Origin of the sequence: Amycolatopsis sp., assembly GCF_036008905.1 — a bacterium.
In the GTDB taxonomy this organism is placed as follows: Bacteria; Actinomycetota; Actinomycetes; order Mycobacteriales; family Pseudonocardiaceae; genus Amycolatopsis.
The window spans coordinates 1-17,931 of record NZ_DASYMU010000060.1 but is presented as its reverse complement, the minus strand read 5'-3'; the positions used below and the strand labels follow the sequence as shown (position 1 = coordinate 17,931).

19 protein-coding genes and 4 tRNA genes are annotated in these 17,931 nt (G+C 69.4%); 13 read left to right on the top strand and 10 right to left on the bottom strand.

Annotation, left to right across the window (positions count from 1 at the left end; all coding sequences use genetic code 11):
* Positions 1-45: 45 nt before the first annotated feature.
* Complete coding sequence (locus VGP60_RS12015) at positions 46-861, bottom strand: helix-turn-helix domain-containing protein (RefSeq protein WP_327548027.1); 816 nt, start codon at positions 859-861, stop codon at positions 46-48.
* 126 nt (positions 862-987) lie between these two features.
* On the bottom strand, positions 988-1,545 hold the full coding sequence (locus VGP60_RS12010) for a TetR/AcrR family transcriptional regulator (protein ID WP_327548026.1): 558 nt from the start codon (positions 1,543-1,545) through the stop codon (positions 988-990).
* Between VGP60_RS12010 and VGP60_RS12005 the strand changes: the two genes are divergently transcribed.
* The 3 genes from VGP60_RS12005 to VGP60_RS11995 are packed head-to-tail and all read left to right on the top strand — an operon-like array spanning position 1,499 to position 3,921.
* The gene (locus tag VGP60_RS12005; protein ID WP_327548025.1) at positions 1,499-2,104 is read left to right on the top strand and encodes an ABC transporter permease; all 606 of its coding nucleotides are present in this window, start codon (positions 1,499-1,501) and stop codon (positions 2,102-2,104) included. The two genes, VGP60_RS12010 and VGP60_RS12005, sit on opposite strands and share 47 nt — an antisense overlap.
* Before the next feature lie 51 nt (positions 2,105-2,155).
* On the top strand, positions 2,156-2,617 hold the full coding sequence (locus tag VGP60_RS12000; RefSeq protein WP_327548024.1) for a HAMP domain-containing protein: 462 nt from the start codon (positions 2,156-2,158) through the stop codon (positions 2,615-2,617).
* On the top strand, positions 2,614-3,921 hold the full coding sequence (locus VGP60_RS11995; RefSeq protein WP_327548023.1) for an MFS transporter: 1,308 nt from the start codon (positions 2,614-2,616) through the stop codon (positions 3,919-3,921). The genes VGP60_RS12000 and VGP60_RS11995 overlap by 4 nt, the downstream gene beginning before the upstream one ends.
* Positions 3,922-4,176: 255 nt before the next feature.
* On the opposite strand, the gene VGP60_RS11990 is transcribed toward VGP60_RS11995, so the two are convergent.
* Positions 4,177-5,700 carry a carboxylesterase/lipase family protein gene (locus VGP60_RS11990; RefSeq protein WP_327548022.1) on the bottom strand — a complete coding sequence of 508 codons (1,524 nt, stop codon included), beginning with the start codon at positions 5,698-5,700 and terminating at the stop codon, positions 4,177-4,179.
* A gap of 524 nt (positions 5,701-6,224) precedes the next feature.
* Between VGP60_RS11990 and VGP60_RS11985 the strand changes: the two genes are divergently transcribed.
* The 4 genes from VGP60_RS11985 (at position 6,225) to VGP60_RS11970 (ending at position 6,581) form a co-directional block, all read left to right on the top strand.
* Positions 6,225-6,297: transfer RNA gene (locus VGP60_RS11985), tRNA-Leu, on the top strand.
* 31 nt (positions 6,298-6,328) lie between these two features.
* Positions 6,329-6,420: transfer RNA gene (locus VGP60_RS11980), tRNA-Ser, on the top strand.
* Positions 6,421-6,424: 4 nt separating this feature from the next.
* Positions 6,425-6,497 (top strand) — tRNA-Arg (locus tag VGP60_RS11975).
* Between the two features lie 11 nt (positions 6,498-6,508).
* A tRNA-Asn gene (locus VGP60_RS11970) sits at positions 6,509-6,581 on the top strand.
* Between the two features lie 180 nt (positions 6,582-6,761).
* Here VGP60_RS11970 and VGP60_RS11965 read toward each other — a convergent pair.
* Positions 6,762-7,388 carry a helix-turn-helix domain-containing protein gene (locus tag VGP60_RS11965; protein ID WP_327548021.1) on the bottom strand — a complete coding sequence of 209 codons (627 nt, stop codon included), beginning with the start codon at positions 7,386-7,388 and terminating at the stop codon, positions 6,762-6,764.
* 49 nt (positions 7,389-7,437) lie between these two features.
* Between VGP60_RS11965 and VGP60_RS11960 the strand changes: the two genes are divergently transcribed.
* On the top strand, positions 7,438-8,388 hold the full coding sequence (locus VGP60_RS11960) for an NADP-dependent oxidoreductase (protein ID WP_327548020.1): 951 nt from the start codon (positions 7,438-7,440) through the stop codon (positions 8,386-8,388).
* A gap of 18 nt (positions 8,389-8,406) precedes the next feature.
* Here the strand turns inward: VGP60_RS11960 and VGP60_RS11955 are convergent, their stop codons facing one another.
* Positions 8,407-8,913: a GNAT family N-acetyltransferase gene (locus VGP60_RS11955; protein ID WP_327548019.1), complete on the bottom strand. Its 507-nt coding sequence runs from the start codon at positions 8,911-8,913 to the stop codon at positions 8,407-8,409.
* Between the two features lie 134 nt (positions 8,914-9,047).
* Between VGP60_RS11955 and VGP60_RS11950 the strand changes: the two genes are divergently transcribed.
* Together VGP60_RS11950 and VGP60_RS11945 are read left to right on the top strand one after the other, a co-directional pair.
* The gene (locus VGP60_RS11950) at positions 9,048-9,275 is read left to right on the top strand and encodes a hypothetical protein (RefSeq protein ID WP_327548018.1); all 228 of its coding nucleotides are present in this window, start codon (positions 9,048-9,050) and stop codon (positions 9,273-9,275) included.
* 122 nt (positions 9,276-9,397) lie between these two features.
* The gene (locus tag VGP60_RS11945) at positions 9,398-10,258 is read left to right on the top strand and encodes an SGNH/GDSL hydrolase family protein (protein WP_327548017.1); all 861 of its coding nucleotides are present in this window, start codon (positions 9,398-9,400) and stop codon (positions 10,256-10,258) included.
* A 4-nt stretch (positions 10,259-10,262) separates the two neighbouring features.
* On the opposite strand, the gene VGP60_RS11940 is transcribed toward VGP60_RS11945, so the two are convergent.
* The 3 genes from VGP60_RS11940 to VGP60_RS11930 are packed head-to-tail and all read right to left on the bottom strand — an operon-like array spanning position 10,263 to position 12,831.
* The gene (locus tag VGP60_RS11940; RefSeq protein WP_327548016.1) at positions 10,263-10,715 is read right to left on the bottom strand and encodes a nuclear transport factor 2 family protein; all 453 of its coding nucleotides are present in this window, start codon (positions 10,713-10,715) and stop codon (positions 10,263-10,265) included.
* Positions 10,712-11,983: an alpha/beta hydrolase family protein gene (locus VGP60_RS11935; RefSeq protein WP_327548015.1), complete on the bottom strand. Its 1,272-nt coding sequence runs from the start codon at positions 11,981-11,983 to the stop codon at positions 10,712-10,714. The genes VGP60_RS11940 and VGP60_RS11935 overlap by 4 nt, the downstream gene beginning before the upstream one ends.
* Positions 11,983-12,831, bottom strand: coding sequence for an NAD(P)H-binding protein (locus tag VGP60_RS11930; protein WP_327548014.1), 849 nt, complete (start codon positions 12,829-12,831; stop codon positions 11,983-11,985). Before VGP60_RS11930 ends, VGP60_RS11935 begins: the two co-directional genes overlap by 1 nt.
* 110 nt (positions 12,832-12,941) lie before the next feature.
* Between VGP60_RS11930 and VGP60_RS11925 the strand changes: the two genes are divergently transcribed.
* Positions 12,942-13,529 (top strand): TetR/AcrR family transcriptional regulator, encoded by a 588-nt coding sequence (locus VGP60_RS11925; protein ID WP_327548013.1) that lies wholly within the window; start codon positions 12,942-12,944, stop codon positions 13,527-13,529.
* Positions 13,530-13,647: 118 nt separating this feature from the next.
* A complete protein-coding gene (locus VGP60_RS11920) occupies positions 13,648-14,772 on the top strand; it encodes a winged helix DNA-binding domain-containing protein (protein WP_327548012.1) in 1,125 nt (374 codons plus the stop codon).
* Here VGP60_RS11920 and VGP60_RS11915 read toward each other — a convergent pair.
* Positions 14,738-15,100 carry a hypothetical protein gene (locus tag VGP60_RS11915; protein ID WP_327548011.1) on the bottom strand — a complete coding sequence of 121 codons (363 nt, stop codon included), beginning with the start codon at positions 15,098-15,100 and terminating at the stop codon, positions 14,738-14,740. The genes VGP60_RS11920 and VGP60_RS11915 overlap by 35 nt on opposite strands.
* A 30-nt stretch (positions 15,101-15,130) precedes the next feature.
* The gene (locus VGP60_RS11910; RefSeq protein ID WP_327548010.1) at positions 15,131-15,547 is read right to left on the bottom strand and encodes a hypothetical protein; all 417 of its coding nucleotides are present in this window, start codon (positions 15,545-15,547) and stop codon (positions 15,131-15,133) included.
* 399 nt (positions 15,548-15,946) lie between these two features.
* Between VGP60_RS11910 and glyQ the strand changes: the two genes are divergently transcribed.
* Positions 15,947-17,931, top strand: a 1,985-nt coding sequence (gene glyQ / locus VGP60_RS11905) for a glycine--tRNA ligase subunit alpha (protein ID WP_327548009.1), incomplete at its 3' end; no start/stop codon positions are given.

The following is a 17,931-nucleotide window of genomic DNA, read 5'->3' as shown; positions in this document are numbered from 1 at the left end:
GAAACGCCACGTCTGCCTTGCCTGTCAATAACGTCCGTGAGGTCGTCACTCCGGCGGGGAGCTGAACCGGATTGACACAGTGTCCGGCGTCGCGTCGAAGACGTGGTCGCCTTGGGCGGGCCATCGGCAGACGATGATGTTGAGCTCCCGCCGCAACTGAGCGTTCAGCTGCCGGAGGAAGGTCGCGATCTGGCCGGTGTCGAACGTGCCCAGCCCCGCCTGGAAGAACAGCATTCCCCGCCGGGACACCACGGACACGACGTTGACGTCACCGAAGTGGTCCCTGAAGCCGGTCAGCAGGTTCTGTCCCGATGCGACCGGCCCGCGGCTGAACTCGGCAGGCGCGTGTGGCCGGGTCCAGGTGAGCCACAGCACCTCGCCGTTGGGTAGCCACGGATCGGGCTTCCTGCGATGCGGCGCCTGTATCTCTCGCAGGCGGGTTTCCTTTTCGAGCAACCCCCAGCGCGTCAGGTACTGCGTCACCGTCGTGACGCTGAGCATGATCCGGAACTGGCGGTTGACCAGCTCGGCTACCGCCTGCCGGGTCCACAGAGGATGGTGGAGGCCGTGGGTCTCGGGAGTGCCGGCGACGATTGCCCGGACGGTCCATGCCTGTTGTGCGGGCGAGAGTGCGAGCTGCTCGCCGGGGCGCCTGCCCCGGGTCTTCGGGCGGAACGCGTCGTCGCCCGCCTCGCGGTACGCGATCACCCAGGCGCCGACGGTCTTGCGCGACACTCCGAACAGCCGTGCTACTTCGGCGCGGGAGAAACCCGCCTCGACCGCGGCCACGGCCCTTCGGCGCAGCACTTCGAGGGCCTTGGCCGGAAGGCCACGTGCGTCGCTGGAAGGTGGCGAGCTCAAGTCATGAACGTTAGGGCAGTTCCGCTGGTCAAAGGTTATGGGCGTGTGAAGCTTTAGGCCATTTGCCAAGGCCCGGCCGACGTTCGGGTCGAGCTCGTTCGAGCGGAGCCGGTCCGCGGGCGCGGCTTATTTGTCGGCGAGGTGCGCGAGTGAGGTGACGACGCGCTCCGCGATGTCCGGTGGCCATCGAAAAGCGGGGGACGCCGCTCGCTGGTGGGCCAGTCCGTGGAGGCCGAGCCACAACGCGACCGTGTCGGCCGCGAGGTCGTTGCTGGTGGCGTAGCCGGCGGTCACGCAGTCCTTGAGGACGCCGGTGAGCAGTTGCATGCTCACCTGGCCGAGCGTGGACAAGTCGTTCTCGGTCAGCGAGCTCTCGTCCAGGTCGGGCATCCAGAGTCCGCCGAACATGGTGCGGTAGCGCCCGGGATGGGCTTGGGCGAACTCCAGGTAGTCGTAGCAGATGGCGAACAGGCGCTGTCGAGGGTCGTCTGCGGTGTTTATCGCGGCGCGTAGCCGGACATTCAGCTCGGCGAAGTCGTTCTGCACGACGGCCAGCATGATCGCGGGCTGATCGGGGAAGTGGCGGTAGATCGAGGGCGCGGCGATCCCGACCTGGCGGGCGACGGAGCGCAGGGTGATGGCGCCTTCGTCGCCGGTCTCGTCGAGTAGTTCGACCGCCGCCACGGCTACCCGCGTCGGCGAGGTCGACAACCGCGCCACCTACCTCAGCTTCGGGCTCGCCTACGTTCTCGGACACGGCGCAGCCGCGGTATCCAAGGGCGCCGACCCGCTGCTGACGCTGCCCGGTTGGCTGCCGATGACGCTGCTCGGTATCGGCCTTGCCGCAGGCACCGGGTACGCCACCGTCGCCGCGCTTCGTGCCCAGCGCGGTGCCGGCAAACCCGACCTCCTCTGTGGCAGACTCCTCGGCCTGTCTTGGATCGGCGGTTTCACCGCCCTCTTCCTCGCCATCACCGGGCTCACGTCCACAGCGGACTTACCCGAGCTGTCCGCGATGCTCTGGCCCGCCGGTTCCGGCCTCGTCGTCGGACTGCTCTACCTCGGCGAAGGTGCCGTGCGCCGCAACGTTTTGCACTATAGCCTCGGCATCTGGCTCGCCCTGGTCTCTACGATCTCACTCGGCTTCGGCACGCCCGGCCTCTTCTGGGTTCTCGCCGTCGCCGGCGGCGGTGGTTACGCGGTCGCCACGGTCCTCGAGCACCGCCGTCTCGTCATTCGCTGACCGGCACCACCTCCCTCCCGCTCGCGAACGCCTGAGAAGGGGCTAATCACAATGACCCAGGGCGGGATCGCGCTTGGCCTTGTCGGCGGCGCGGCGGCCGGCTTCGGCCGGCTCGTCGCGGGCCGGGTGCTTGTCCCGCTGCACCGGGTCACCGGCACCGCCAGACGAATCGCCGCGGCCCCGGCCGCGGACCGGGGCCTGCGGGAGCGCATCGCCTTGCCTGGCCCAGACGACGAGGTCCAGGATCTCGCCGCCGCCTTCAACACCATGGTGGGACGGCTCGACCGATCCTTCGACGGCCAGCGCCGCTTCGTCGCCAACGCTGCTTCACGGACCGAAGGCGCTAGCTCCTTTACCAGACACGTTCGAACCGATTGGATAGCTCGCATGGGAATCTCGTGGAAAGCCCCTCCTGACGAACTCGCCGCGATGGCCGAACACGACGCCGGACGGAAGCGGTTCATCGTGTGCATCGATTGGAGGTTGCCTGGAAGGAGTGAGCTCTGCACATGAGCGGTGACCAACTCACACGAAGAACGGGGCCGCTGTTCCTCGCGGTCGGAATCGTCGCGCTTGAGTTCGCGGCTGCCGTAACCGGCTTCGTCGCTTCCACTCTGCTACCCATCGTCGCTGGTGATCTGGATGCGAGAAGCGAACTCGGACTCCTGATCGCCGGCTCGACGCTGGGGTTGTTCGTCGCACTTCCGCTGGCAAGCCGGGTTCTGCGCCGGCTGGGCACGCGTGGCACCCTGGCCGCCGGGATGCTCGCCTACCTCGGCGGGCTCGCCCTGGCCGCTACCGCCCAGACAGCGTGGACGTTCGCCCTGGGACAGTTCTCCACCGGGCTCGCCAGCGGGCTCCTCGCGGTGTTCGGTATCAGTTCCGCGATCCAGCATCTTGACGAGCGGCTGCGCATCCGGGTGGTCGCGGCGTCGTCGGCGATGTGGATCGTGCCCGCCTTGGTCGGTCCGGCCGCGACACTGGGCCTGGAGCATCTCGTGGGGTGGCGCTGGACTTTGCTCGTGCCGGTGCCTTTCGTCCTTGCCGGACGGCTACTGGTCGTGCGCGCCGTCCGCGCCGATCCTCCAGCCCAGGCCGCGTCACGACCGCTAGGACGGACGTTGTTGATACCGCTGGGTGCGGCGTTTGTCGTGCTGAGCATGGGATGGTGGCCACTCGCGATCCTCGGAGCACTGATCACCGTGGTCGGGATGATCACGGTTCTGCCCGCGGGCACTGCGCGTTTACGGCCTGGGACTCCCGCTGCGCTCGGTGCGATGGTGTTGTTCGCGGTCGGCTATTTCGGAGCGGACAGCCTGATCACCGTGCTGTTGACGAGCGGGTTTCAGCTGAGCCTCGGGCAAGCGGCGATCGTACTGAGCGCGGCCCCGCTGGGTTGGGCGGTGACGAGCCTGCTGGCCGCCCAGTTCAACTCGACGCAGACCAAGCGACGCTTTCCCACGGCCGGTTTGAGCCTGACAGCCCTTGCCACGGCCGTGGTGGCGGTCGAGCTCGTCGCCGGCGGGTCGTTCGTCGTCGTACTCATCGCGTGGGCCATGGGCGGAATCGGCGTCGGGCTCGCCTATCCCGGGCTGTACATCAGGGCGACCACCGCGGGCTCGAGCGGCTTCACCGCCACGGAACTGGCCGCCGCGGTCATCACGGCCGAGTGCACCGGACAACTACTGGGACGCGCCATCGGCGGCACCTTGAGCTCGGCCGGCAACACCGGCGGGTTGTTCGCCTCCTACCTGTTGTTCGCGGTCGCGTTGATCGCGGCCGCAGGCGCGGCGACTCGAACATCAACCGTCGAGTAGATCGCATTCACGCGCGTGGTCGCAATGTCAGTTCTTGACGAAGCGCGGTGCGCCGATCGGCTGGGGACACCAAGATGTGTGACTCCGTGAAGCTGCTTCGACCAAGGTATCCGCCGTGTGCCTGCGGGAATGCCGAAAGCTCCTCGTCTCCGCGATCGCCGTGTCGGGGCGACATCGGCGCCCGGCCCGCGTCACGCCGATACCCTCGGCAGCACGTGATCTCATGCGTGGGGACCAAGAAGGCCACGGGTGGCGTCACCGGCTGATCAACGGAAGCGCGGAAAAGGTGTGGTTCTGCCAGAGCAGGCGGGATGTCTCTTCCGGGTAGGCGGCGACAGCCGGTCGGGTGCCGAACAGTTGCACGAGGCGTTTCCCGGTGTCGTAGGCGGGCCAGCCGGGGTCGCCGTGGGCGGCGAAGGTCGTCCATGCGGCGCGAATCTGGGCGGACAGCGCCTCTGCTTCGGGGGAGGGGCCTTCACCGATCAGCATGGCGGGCAGGCCGCTGCTCAGGTTCCCGAAGACGAGCGGCACGTCGAGGCCGTGGCATGCGCCGAGGGCACCGCCCATGCCCGGAGCGGGCCAGGTCAGCTCGTTGAAGTAGACGCGGCCGCCCGCCGTGGCCTGCGCCTGAGCGAGGTGGAGCGACGGCATACGGAACAGCCAGTCCGAGTTGACCAGTTCGTACAGCTCGTCCGGGCCTGCGGCCGGGAAGCCGTCGCGGTACCGGCGTGCACCGTCCGGGCCGGGGGCGAAGACTTCGAGGGCGGCGGCTGCCTGCTCCGGTGTCACCTGGCCGAGAATACCGTCGAGCGCGGTGAACAGCCGCTGCTCGTCACGGGTGTGGCCGACGAGTAGCTCGATATCCCGGCCGGCGCCGTCGGCGAGGGCCTGCCAAGGGGTGACGGGCAGGACATCGCCGTCGACGACAGGCGAGAACGGGATCGATCTGTGCGCGGCCTGGCCCCAGCGTTCCGCCGACTGGCCCATCTTGGCGGTGACCGCGTCGCCGGCGGCGGACAGCCTGGCCGGGTCCACAGTGGACAGATCAGTCACCGTGGGCCGCAGCCCCAGCTCGGTCGCGCAGGCGGCGGCGATGTCGGCGGCGAGCGCCGCCGAGAAGAACGTGCCCGGCACGCTTTGTGCGGCGGCGCGGCGGAAGAGCCCGGCCGCACGCGGCATCGCCAGCAGAGTGGCGACCGATCCGGCGCCCGCCGACTGGCCGAAGACCGTGACCCGGTCAGGAGCGCCGCCGAAGACCCGGATGTTGTCGCGTACCCACTGCAGGGCGGCGACTTGGTCGAGCAGGCCCCGGTTGGCGGGCGCCCCCTCGATCTGCGCGAAGCCCTCGATACCCACGCGATAGTTGAATGTCACCACCACAACGCTGCCGTCACGCGCCAGGCGGCCGCCGTCGTACTCGGGGAGGCTGGACATGCCGATCCCGTAGGCGCCGCCGTGGATCCACACCATGACCGGCAGCTCCGCGCCCGGGCCGGGATCGGGCGACCAGACGTTGATCGTCAGCCAGTCGTCGCCGGGCGCGTCCCGCGACAGTGCGTCCATGCCGAACACACCGGCCTGTGGGGGCGGCGGGCCGTACGACAACGCGTTCCGTACCCCGTTCCAGCCCCGTACCGGTTGCGGTGCGGCGAAACGGAGCGGGCCGACTGGCGGCTGGGCGAACGGGATGCCGCGGAAGACCGCCAGGCCCGCTTCCCGGTTGCCGCGCAGTGTCCCGGCCGCAGTGCGGACTTCGGGCTCGGAAGGCTTGGCAGTCATCACGACTTCCTCTCCGGTTCGGACATCGCGCATCATGCTCGCCGGACCACCAAGCGCGCCAACCATTTACGGATGGCGCACTGACCGCACGTGACGAGATTCTCGCTACTCGCCTTGACGCACACGGCCCGGAGTTCGGTGATGGTGCGAGGCTTGCCACCTCCCCTGATGGGAGAAATGTTCCCATTGGCATTATGCGTTAATTCAATTGATGTCCGCGGGCGCCTCGGTGATGATGAATTCACGCGGTCAAACGAAGGAGATGTAATGGCGAACATGCGAAAGCGGGGAACGCGGCGCAGGTACATCCGCGCCGCGATCACCGCTGTGTGCTCGTCGAATCACCATGGCAAGCCGGGTTCCTGGTCGGGACTCAAGCGGCTGACCTGCGTTGGCTCCCCACCATGACGTAACCGTCGTCATGTCGAGGAGCCGCCCATCGGGACACCGATCCGGGCGGCTTTCTTTATCCAGTGCGCCCGAAAACAATTGCGTCGCGCCCGTCGACCGGGCACGGCGGTTTCGCCCCTGTAGCCCAACGGAAGAGGCAACGCGCTCAGAACGCGTCCAGTCCAGGTTCAAATCCTGGCAGGGGTACCGCTGTCAACGGGAAACCGTTGCGGTGTAAGGAGGATCGGCCGAGCCCGGAAAGGCAACCGTTTCGAAAACGGTGGTCGGCGTGACGAGAGCGCCGCGCAGGTTCGAATCCTGCATCCTCCGCCTAGCCCTTGTGGTCCAACGGAACACGACTCCGGCGTCCGAAGCCGGGAACGCAGGTTCGACTCCTGCCGAGGGCACGCTCGGACATTCCCCTGAGGCGCAACAGGCTGCGCACCCGACTGTTGATCGGGAGGTACCTGGTTCGAGACCAGGCGGGGGAGCGGTGACCGAAGCTAACCGTCGACACCGGGGACACGGCTCCCGGGTCTGGCGAGTTTCTGGCTGCTCCGCTGTGGAGGACTTTCGCGTCGCTCCCGGCATTGCGTACTTGTGCGCTGCGGCCGCGCACGGCGGACGCTCATACTCGGCTACACCGAAGACTTCGGCCAACTGCTCCGGTCCTAGCCTCTGGAGAGAGGCAACCGGACAGCCGGCGGAAGCGGCGCCGGGACAGGGTTCGCCTGGAACGACTGGATCATCAGTGCCGCGAAACGGCGCGACGCCGCCACCCTCATCTCGGGTGACTCGGCGCGGATGCCTTCGTTCGCCATCAGCGCCAGGCTGATGTCCTCCAGCAGGAAATCCTCCCGCAAGGAGCCGGCTTCCTTCGCCCGGCGCACCAGTTCGAGCAGCAGGCGCAGCGTGCGATCGCGGTCCGTGGTGAAGGCCTCCACTACCGCGGGAAGCTGGGAGGTGAACGCGCGGGCAAAGCCTCGGTCGAGAGCATGTGCCTCCATGAGCTTCTCGATCACCAGGCGGAACCCGTTCCACGGGTTGTCCGCCGCCAGGCCCTCCTCCACGGTCGCCGAGCACAAGGCCATCTGCTCGGCGAAGGCCTCGGCCATGAGCGCTTCCTTGGTCTGGAAGTGCCGGTAGACGGTCGCGACACCGACTTCGGCGCGCCGGGCGATCTCCCGGATCGGCACGTCGAGGCCCTCGGCGGCGTAGGCCAAGCGAGCGACCGCGAGGATGCGCCCGCGGTTGTCGCGGGCGTCCGAACGGAGCGTCGTTACCACTTGGGCCGTCACCGCTCTCACTTTAGCCAACCGGACGGGGTGTTCCGTTACGGTCCGGCGCATGAAAGCGCTTCACTTCACCGAGTACGGCCCGCCCGAAGTTCTGCATGTCGCCGAGGTGGCGGCGCCGCACGCCGGGCCGGGCGAGATCCGCATCGCCGTCCGGGCCTCCGGAGTCTCGCCCGGGGAGGTGACCATCCGCTCCGGGAAGCTGCGTGACGTGGTGCCGGTGGCGTTCCCGTACCGGACCGGGTTCGACGCCGCGGGCGTGGTGGACGAGGTCGGCGACGGCGTCGCGGACGTGGGTATCGGCGACGAGGTGTTCGGGATGACCCATAGCGCTGTGCGTGGCGCCAATGCCGATTTCGCGGTACTGGCCGCCTGGGCGCCCAAACCGGTCGCGTGGAGCTGGGAGGCAGCGGGCGGCGCCGCGGGCGCGGTCGAGACGGCAGTCCGGGTCCTCGACCGGCTCGCGGTCGGCGCCGGGCACACCGTGCTCGTGCAGGGCGCGGCCGGTGGGGTGGGCACCGTCGCCGTGCAGCTCGCGGTCGCCCGCGGCGCCACCGTCCTCGGCACGGCGAGCGAGCACAACCACGACTTCCTGCGTTCCCTCGGTGCGGAGCCGACGACGTACGGGGCGGGGCTCGTCGAACGGATCCGCGCGCTGGCACCGGCCGGAGTGGACGCGGTGTTCGACTGCGCCGGCGGGGCGCTGCCAGACCTCGTCGCCATCGCCGGTGACCCGGCGCGCGTGGTGACGATCGCGCCCGACTTCACCGCGGCGGCCCACGGCGTACACATGTCGCACGGAGCGCCGGCCGATGAGACGGGCGCGGCCGTGGGAGCCGCCGACCTGTTGGCGTTGCACGGCCTGGCGATCGCGGTCACGCTCGCCGGTGAGGACCGGTTGCGGGTGCCGGTCGCGGCGGCGTTCCCGCTGGCCGAGGCCGCGGCCGCGCACGAACTGAGCGAAAGCCGTCATGCCCGCGGAAAGATCGTGCTGGTGAACTGATCACGAGCAGTCGAGTACTCAGGTCGCCTGGACGACCTGTTCGCGAAAAGGCCGGAAGCCGCGGCTCAGGTAGTTCTTGATCGCGGTCGGGTGGTCCTTGGTCGAGGTGTGCAGCCAGACCCGCCGCACGGCCTCGGCCCCCGCTGGTTCCACGGCCCACGTGCGCCGGACGGCGAGGGTCAACGCGTGACCGCCCAGGCCTTTGCCGACGAATTCGGGAAGCAGCCCGAAGGTGGTGATCTCCACGTCGCCGTCGGGCTGCGCCTGCATGTCGGCGATCCCGGCGTTGTCGGTCCCGTGCTTGACGAGCCAGTACTGGCTCAGCGGCCGCGACAGCCACTGCGCCCATGCCTCGTCCGACCGGGTCGAGCTGGGCCAGGCGTACGGCGTGCCGATGCCGACGTGCATCTGCCGGATCAACTCCGACGTGCTCTCGATCCGCTCGAGGGTCACCTCGTCCACCGGGCGCCCGGGGCACAGTTCGCTGGGTGCGGTCATTTCGAGGTGAGTGACGATCTCGTCCATCCTGGCACCCTACGGTGGGCCGTCACCCCGAGACCGACGCTTCCGTTTGAGAAGCGGGTGAGGGGAGATGGGTGGCCGAGGTTTACATGATGGAGGCGCGGAACTGGTTGCGGTCGCCCCGGTAGGCCTGGTCGGTGCCATCGGCGGCCGGCTACGGCCTGATCGTCGGTCTCGCGGGCGGTCAGCTGGTGTTGTTCAAGGCACTCACCCTCGGACCGGCCTACCTCATCTTCCCGCTCATCTCGGTTTCACCGGCCGCGCTAAGCGACGGTGCGGTCCCCGCCGATCGGCCGGTGGTCCTGATCGTGTCCGGGCGCAACATCGCCACCGACCTGCTGGCCGCCATCCTGACCGGGCAATGAACCGCGATCGTCCCCGGTCCGGCGCGCACAGTTGACGATTTCCCGTGGAGGGGCGACGATCAAAGCCCTTACTTTACTCGCGAGTAGGGACGCCGACCCGCCAACGATGTCCGGGAGAAGCCATGTCTCGTCGTTTCCGCGCCTCCATTGCCGCCGCAGTCGCCCTTCTCGGCATGGCCGTCGTCCCGCCCGCCGCGCAAGCAGCGCAGGCGCCGCTGCGGTATGTGGCACTGGGTGACTCCTACAGCGCGGCGTCCGGTGTCCTGCCGCTGGATCTCACCGCCCCGCTGCTGTGCCTGCGCTCGAGCCGCAACTACGCACACGTCATCGCGAACCGGACCGCGGCGAAACTGACCGACGTCACCTGCGGGGCCGCCGAGACCAAGCACTTCACGACGTCCCAGTACCCCGGTATCGCCCCTCAGCTGAACGCCGTCCGCGCCGACACCGAGCTGGTCACGATGACGATCGGCGGCAACGACAGCGGAGTGTTCATCGGCGCCCTGCTCAAATGCGGCCTCGCCGGAATCGCGGCGGGCGGCCAGGGCAGTCCCTGCAAGAACCAGTACGGCTCCACCTTCGAGGACACCATCCGCACCACTACGTACCCGTCACTGGTGAACGCGCTCGAAGCGACCGTGGCCAAGGCCCCCGGCGCCGAGATCGCCATCCTGGGTTACCCGTGGATCCTGCCCCGGTCCGGCGGCTGCTTCGACAAGATGCCGGTCGCGACGGGCGACGTTGCTTACCTCCGCAGCATGCAGGCCACGTTGAACGACGCGATCCGCCGTGCCGCCGCCGCGACCGGCGCGACGTACGTGGACTTCAACGCGGCGGCCGAGGGTCACGACGCCTGCCAGCCGCTCGGCGTCCGCTGGATCGAGCCCGTCCTGCAGGGCACCAATCCCGTCGTCGTGCACCCGAACGCGCTGGGCGAGGCGAAAATGGCCGCCCGGACGCTGGCGGTACTCGGCCTCGGCTGAGCGCTCAGCGGGCAGAATCGAGGATGCCCATGTTGCCCTCGGCCCAGGCGGGTCGCACGGTGATCCTGGCGATGCGCCAGCGGTCCGCGACCCGGGTCAGCCGGATCTCGCCGGCTGAGCCGTTGGACCACATCGGACCGTCGTGGGCGGCTTCGCGGCGCAGCCACGAGAGGATGTTGACGCTCGCGGTGGCACTGTCGCCGTCGAGGTCGACCAGCAACGTCGTGGCCGCGTGCATCGTCGCGTCCAGGGGGTCGAGCTGGTCCCGGTAATGCTGGGTCTGCTCGGCGGCGGTGCGGGTTTCCACTTCACCGCCGAGCATCGCGGTGTAGTCCATGACGACGGTGTCCGCGAGCAACTGCTCGACGGTGTCCCAGTCGCGGCGGTCGAAGCCGCGGACGAGGTGGTGGACGACGTCCTGGATCTCGAACCGGTCGCTGATCTCCTGCAGGTTCATGCGATCTCCTTCTGGTGTACGGGTTGTGCGCTGGTGGCGTGGTTCAGGGTGGTGTCGAGCCAGTCGAAGACGCGGGCCATCGCCAGGCGTTCGGCGCCGGCGTGGCCGTGTGCGTCGGCGCCCTCCGCGGCGGTGAAGTGCTGCAGGTGCGCCGGCGCGGTGAGATGGTCGTAGAGCTCCTGGGGCTGGGGCTTCGTTTCGCCGTCGCCGGCGAAGAACAGGTCGTCGCCCGCCGAGCAGACCAGCACCGGGCAGCCGATCTGTTCAGCGACCCCGTCGCGCAGGTGGAAGTCCAGGTATCGGGCAAGGAACTCCCGCGAGGTGGCGGTGCCGGTGGCGTACCGGCCGTGCCCGAACGCCCACCGCAGGGTGGGGCTGTCCGCCGCGGCGCGCTCGAGCAGGTCGTCGAAGTCCGGGTCGTGCTCGGCGCGGGTGCGTCGTTCGACCTCCGCGCGCGGCAGGGGCAGCAGCCCGGTCAGTGCCTCGGCGGCGTCGTACACGCCGTCGACGGCGACCACGGCGGCCAGGCGCGGTTCGTATGCGGCGGCCCGCGGGGCGAGCATCCCGCCCAGGCTGACGCCCATCAGCGCGACTCGGTCGTGGTCGACGCCGGGCAGGGTCTCGAGATGGTCCAGGACCGGGCCGACCACGTGTTCCCAGTCGGGGCGCAGCACCAGGCCGCGGCGGTGGATCGCGCTGGGCTGCCCGGGCCAGTCGAAGGACAGCGCGTTGTACCCGCGGTCGAGCGCGGCCAGCCCGCCCAGGTAGTGCAGCTCCTCGGCGCTGCCGTCGAAACCGTTGTGCAGTACCAAAGTCGGGCGCGGGGCGCCGTCGAGCGATGGCCGGTAGAACCAGCCCTCCAGCACGGTCCTCTCGTAGGGAATCCGCACCGGTTCGATCACCGGCTCGTACAGGCCCGCCGCCGTCGTGAAGCACGCGGCGCCGCGCTCGTAGGCGTCGTTGATCCGGGGATCCGCTGGGGTGCCGTGGAGGAAGAACTCGGCGGTGCTGTAGTAGGTCGCCGCGCGAAGCATTCCGTCGCGGGCGCTGACCCGATGTCCGGCGAGCAGGCTGGCCTCGGCCTGGGCGCCGACCCGGTCGGCGGTCGCTCGCCACGCGTCGTGCCAGCTGTCGTAGTCGCCGGAGGTGATCGCCTCGGCGGTGGTCAGCACCTCGCCGATGTCGGATCCGCCGTAGGCGGCGTGCCCGAGGATCCGCAGTGTCTCGAACCAGAACTGCCGGTCGTCGGCGAAGACCACGGGACGCATCAGGCGACCCGGTGGGCGTCGACGGTCGCGTCGACGAGGAAGTCGCGGAACGAGCGGGGTGCCCGGCCGGTGACGTCCTGCACGGTCGTGGTGATCCGCTCGGCGCTGCCGCCGGCGATCTCTTCGTCCATCTCGGCGAGCACCCGGGCGTAGGCGTGGGGCACGCCGCTGGCTTCGATCGCCGCAGTCAGCTCCTCGACCGTGATCGAGGTGTGGTGCACCGCCGTTCCGGTGATTTCGCTGACGACGGCGGCGGCCTCGTCGTAACTCAGGGCCTGCGGGCCGGTCAGGATCAGCTCACCGTCGGGGATCGGGTCCCCGAGCAGCAGATGACCGGCGACGGCGGCGATGTCGCCGGGGTCGATGAAGGCCACTCGTCCGCTGCCGGTCGCGGTGGTGATCTGCCCGCGGTCGCGGATCCCGGCCGCCACGGGATGGCTCCCGACGAAGTTCTGCATGAACCAGGAGGGCCGGAGCACCGCCACCTCCGGCACGCGGTCCCGCACCAGCGGCGGCAAGGCACCCAGTCCGGTCGGGGCGTCGGTGACCGCGGACGAGCTGAGCAGCGCGACACGCCGGGTGCCCGCCGCGACGGCCGCGTCGAGGAAGCCGCCGACGGCGAGGGCGGGGTCGGTGTCACTGAGCGGGGCGACCAGGAACACGCGGTCGACGCCGTCCACGGCCGCGGCGAAGGTGCCCGGGTCAGCCCAGTCGAAGAGCACGTGCCGGCCGTCGCCGGCTACGGGGTGACGGCTGGCTGTCCGCACGTCCACGCCACGAGCACGCAGGAAGGCGGTGACCCGGCTGCCGGTGGTCCCGGTTCCGCCGGTTACGAGAACAGTTCGCATGAGCGGGTCCTCCACATTTTCATTCGGTCGAGACGGTACCGTCCCGTCCGTCTGGACGAACCGTAGCACGGTTGGGTCGGTACCGTCTCGTCCCGAGGTAAGCTGGCGCCATGACCACTTCCCGACGGACCCCGACAGGCGCCGCTGTGTTCAGTCCGGCGGTGACCGACGCCATCACCACGGCGGCCATCGACGAGCTGGTGGAGTCGGGCTACGCGCGCCTGGCGATGGACCGCGTGGCGCGTCGCGCCGGCGTCGGCAAGAGCGCGATCTACCGGCGCTGGCCGTCCAAGCAGCACATGGTCGTCGACGTGCTCGCGCTCCTCAGCATCCCGACCGGCCCCGCCCCGGACACCGGGGCCCTGCGCGGCGACGTGCGTGCGCTGATGCAGAGCTGCTTCGACTGGCTCACCGACCCGCGTATCCGGGCGGTACTGCCCGATCTGGTCGCCGAGTCCGGCCGCAACCCGGTGCTCGCCGAGGCGGTGGCGCACCACGTCACCCGCCCGCGGCTGATCTGGGCGCGCACGGCGCTGGACCGGGCGCGCGACCGCGGCGAGCTGGCGGCCGACGACATCGACCTGGTGCTGGACCTGCTCATCGCGCCGGTGTTCTGGCGCCTCACCCACGGCCGGCCGGTGGACGACCGGTACCTGGACCGGCTCACCGACCTGACGACCGGCGTCGCGGCCACGTGACGACCCAGCGTGGCTCGTGAGTGGCAATGAGTGTTAGAACACTTGTTGCCACTCACGACCCCGACTGATCAGCGGAAACCTGCGGTCAAGCCCGACCAACCGAGGAGCGTGCTGCAGGATGACTCCGGTGACCGTGCTCGATACCCGTGCGCTCAACCGCGCCACGCTCGCCCGGCAGTTGCTGCTCGATCGCGCCGACCTGCCGGTCCTCGACGCCGTCGCGCATCTCGGTGGCCTGCAGGCGCAGGAACCGCAGGAACCGTTCGTCGGGCTCTGGTCGCGGTTGAGCGCGTTCGACCCGGCGGTGCTGTCGGGACTGCTGACCGGGCGGAGCGTGGTGCGGACCCACCTCATGCGCCGCACGGTCCACCTCCTCACCGCCGGGGACGTCCTGGCTTGGCGGGCTCGCCACGACGCCATGCTGCGTCAGCGGGTGCTCGGGGTCTACCGCCGCGAGCTCGATGGGGTCGACCTCGCCGAACTCGCGGCGGCGGCTCGGGCGTTGATGACCGACGACGAGCCCCGCTCGATGACCGAGCTCGCGCGGGCGCTCGCCGGGCGCTGGCCGGAGCCGGGACCGCGGGCACTGGGGGAGATGGTGATCGCCGCCCTCGTCCCGATGGCGCAGCTTCCGCCGCGTGGGCTGTGGCGAACGAAAGGGGGAGTGCGCAACGTCCCGCTTTCGTCCTGGCTGGGTCGCGAGGTCGACCCGCCGTCCCCGGACGCCGCCGATCCCGTGGGCCAGGCGCTCGTCCGGCGCTATCTGGCCGCGTTCGGCCCCGCGGCTTCGGCCGACCTGCGTGCCTGGTGCGGCCTCGCCGGACTGCCGGCCGCGGTCGCCGCGATGCGCGAGGAGCTGGTCACCTTCCGGGACGAGCGGGGCCGGGAACTGCTGGACCTCCCCGACGCGCCGCGTCCCGACCCCGACACGCCTGCCCCGGTGCGGTTCCTGCCGGCGTTCGACAACGCGATCCTCGGCTACCACGACCGCGGCCGGATCATCGATGACGCCCACCGCGGCTTGTCGGTCGCCGGTGAACGCGTTGTGCTGGTCGACGGCCGGGTCGCCGCGACCTGGAGCGTCGAGGCCGCCACCGTGACCGTCGTCCCGCTGGACGGCTTCTCCCGGGCCGAGCGCACCGCGGTCGCCGAGCAGGGGCAGGCGCTGTCGTCGTTCCTCTCCGACGGCGACAGCGATCGCGTCCGGATCACCGAGCTTTCTCCGGTGCGCGTCCGCGGATGACGTGGAAAGCGGCGATGAAGGCGACGGCCGCCGCGACGATCAGCGCGGCGAAGATCGGGTCCATGTCCTTGGAGAGGCTCGGCGCACGGTCGGGCCCGACCGCCCAGAGGACCAGCGGGGTGGCGTAGGCGGCGGCGAGGGCGACCGCCCACCAGCGGAGTGCTCGGAAACGGGCGTTGCGGAGGGTGCCGTTCAGCACGAGAGCGACCGGGATGACGGCCAGCATGGCGAACTGACCGACGACGAGGATCGGTACCGCCCAGGCCGAGATGATGACGGAGCGGGAGGGGCGGCGGGTCTTGCGGTCTGTGTGGACAGTGGTGGACATCGTTTCTCCGGTGAGGTCGTCGGGGTTAGGTCATCGAGTCGGGTTAGTGGTGACGGGTCGCCAGGCCTGCCAACCGCGGCACAGCACGTAGGCCAGCGCGACGACCACGACGAGGCCGAAGTCGACGATGCCGGCCTGCTGCGCCTCGGGAATGTCACCGACGATCACGGCGAACACGACGAGCGCGGACTTCCCGGCGAGCACGAGTTCCCAGACGTCCGGTACTTGGCGAGGCCTGACCGCGAGCAGGGCGAAGAGTCCGGCGAAGACGAGGTAAGTGAAGGTTCGCCAGCCTTCGACCCAGAGGCGGTCGTCGCCCGCGGTGGTCATCGCGATGATTCCGCCGGCGAAAGCCCCGACCGTCGCCAGCGAGGCGAAGACCGCGAGTCCGCGTCCGACCCGATCCGCTCGATCGGAAGGGGTGTAAACGCTGGCTGCGACAGTCATGGCAACTTCTCCTCTGGTTAGCACTTGTCGTGTTAGTTAGAGGCTATAACCAGGCGAACATAAGAGTCAATAGCTCTAGTGAGACGGTCTAACTAAACTTCGCCGGTGTAGCGCCCCGTGCCTGCGCAACTCACGTAGCCGTGTTGCACGTTCCGGTAGGTGTGTTTCCCGGGCGCGGAGGCGTGTTACCCGCTAGGGGAGTGCTCAGTGGCCGGCTTGCGGGCGAAGCCCACTCGGTGCAGCTGTCCGGGTCGAGCGGGCGGAGGACAAGGAAGAAGCAGCGGCGAAGGCAGCCGCCGGTCGGGAGTCCTCGGCGGGCCGACCTCTACTCTTGGGGCATGCGCGACGACGGCGGTGCCGGGCCGCGCCACACCGACCCACGACGAAGAGACTCTTACTGTGCCTGCTGACACGACGTCCATCGCGCCGACCATGCAGGAGGTGATCCTCCGCCTCCAGACGTTCTGGGCCGAGCGGGGCGTTCTCCTGCAGCAGCCGTTCAACACCGAGGTCGGCGCCGGTACCGCGAACCCGGCCACCGCGCTGCGGGTCTTGGGTCCGGAGCCCTGGAACGTCGCGTACGTCGAGCCCAGCGTCCGTCCCGACGATTCGCGCTACGGCGAGAACCCCAACCGGCTGCAGATGCACACGCAATACCAGGTGATCCTCAAGCCGGAACCCCGCGATCCCCAGGAGATCTACCTCGCCAGCCTCGAGGCGATCGGGATCGACGTGCACGCGCACGACATCCGCTTCGTCGAGGACAACTGGGCCTCGCCCGCCCTCGGTGCCTGGGGCCTCGGCTGGGAGGTGTGGATGGACGGGATGGAGATCACCCAGTTCACCTACTTCCAGCAGGCGGGTGGCCTCCCGCTCGACCCGGTCGCCGTGGAGATGACCTACGGCCTCGAGCGGATCGTCATGAACCTCCAGGGTGTCGCGCATTTCAAGGACATCCGGTTCTCCGAAGGCCCCAACGGCCTGGTGACCTACGGCGAGATCTACGGCCAATCCGAGTACGAGATGAGCCGCTACTACCTCGACGAGGCCGACGTCGACCTCAACCGGCGGCTCTTCGAGTCCTACGCCGAGGAAGCGCAGAAGCTGCTCGACCAGAAGCTTCCCGTGCCGGCGTACTCCTACATCCTCAAGTGCTCCCACACCTTCAACGTGCTCGACGCCCGCGGCGCCGTCTCCACCACCGAGCGCGCCCGGTCCTTCGGCATGATGCGCCGGCTGACGCACGCTGTCTCCAAACTGTGGGTGGCGCGTCGCGAGGAACTCGGTCTGCCCATGGGCACGGTGGAGCCGCTCGTGGCTCCGGAGCTCCCAGCGCAGATCGCCGTCGACGCGCGGGGCACGCTGCTCGTCGAACTCGGTTTCGAGGAGCTCCCGCACGCCGACGTCCGCAAGACCACCGAGGCGGTCAAGCGGATGCTGGGCGAGCAGCTCGGCAGCACGGGTTTGCCGCACGGTGAGGTGGTCGTCAAGGCGACTCCGCGCCGGGTCGTCGCGACAGTGGCGGACGTGGCGCCGGCCGAACCGGACGTCACGAAGGTGGCTCGCGGCCCCAAGGTCACTCTGGCCTACGACGCTGAGGGCGAGCCCACGAAGGCACTGGCCGGTTTCCTGCGCGGGAAAGGCGCGACCCTCGACCAGGTCATCCGGGTCGTGGACAACGGCAACGAGCACGTTGCGGTGGAGCAGCACGTGTCCGGCAAGCCCGCGACCGAGATCGTGGCGATCGCCGTCGAGAAGGTCGTCCGCGGCCTGCACGCCGACAAGAACATGCGCTGGAGCGACCCGGCGTTGAGTTTTTCGCGCCCGGTCCGCTGGATCACGGTGCTGCTCGGAGACACCCCCGTCCAGGTCAGGGTCTCCGCGCTCGCGTCCGGCGTCACGACCCGGGTGTTGCGCACGGCCGACGCCCCGGTCATCGAGGTCACGTCGGCCGACGGCTTCGAGACCCTGCTCGCCACGCACGGGATCGTCCTCGACCGCGACGACCGCCGGGCCCGCGTGGTCGCCGGCGCCCACGAGCTGGCCAAGACGGTGAACGGCAGCATCGACGTCGACGGCGAGGCCGGCCTGATCGACGAGATCACCGACATCACCGAGGACCCGCGCCCGATCCTGGGCTCGTTCGAAGAGCGGTTCCTCGAGCTCCCGGCGGCCATTCTCACCACGGTCATGCGCAAGCACCAGCGGTATTTGCCCGTCGTCGGTGCGGATGGGGCGCTACTGCCATACTTCGTCACCTTCGCCAACGGCCCGTGCGAACCCGACGCCGTCCGAGCCGGCAACGAGTCGGTCATCCGCGCCCGGTACGAGGACGCCGCCTTCTTCTGGAACGCCGACCTCGGCGTCAAACCGGCCGAGTTCCG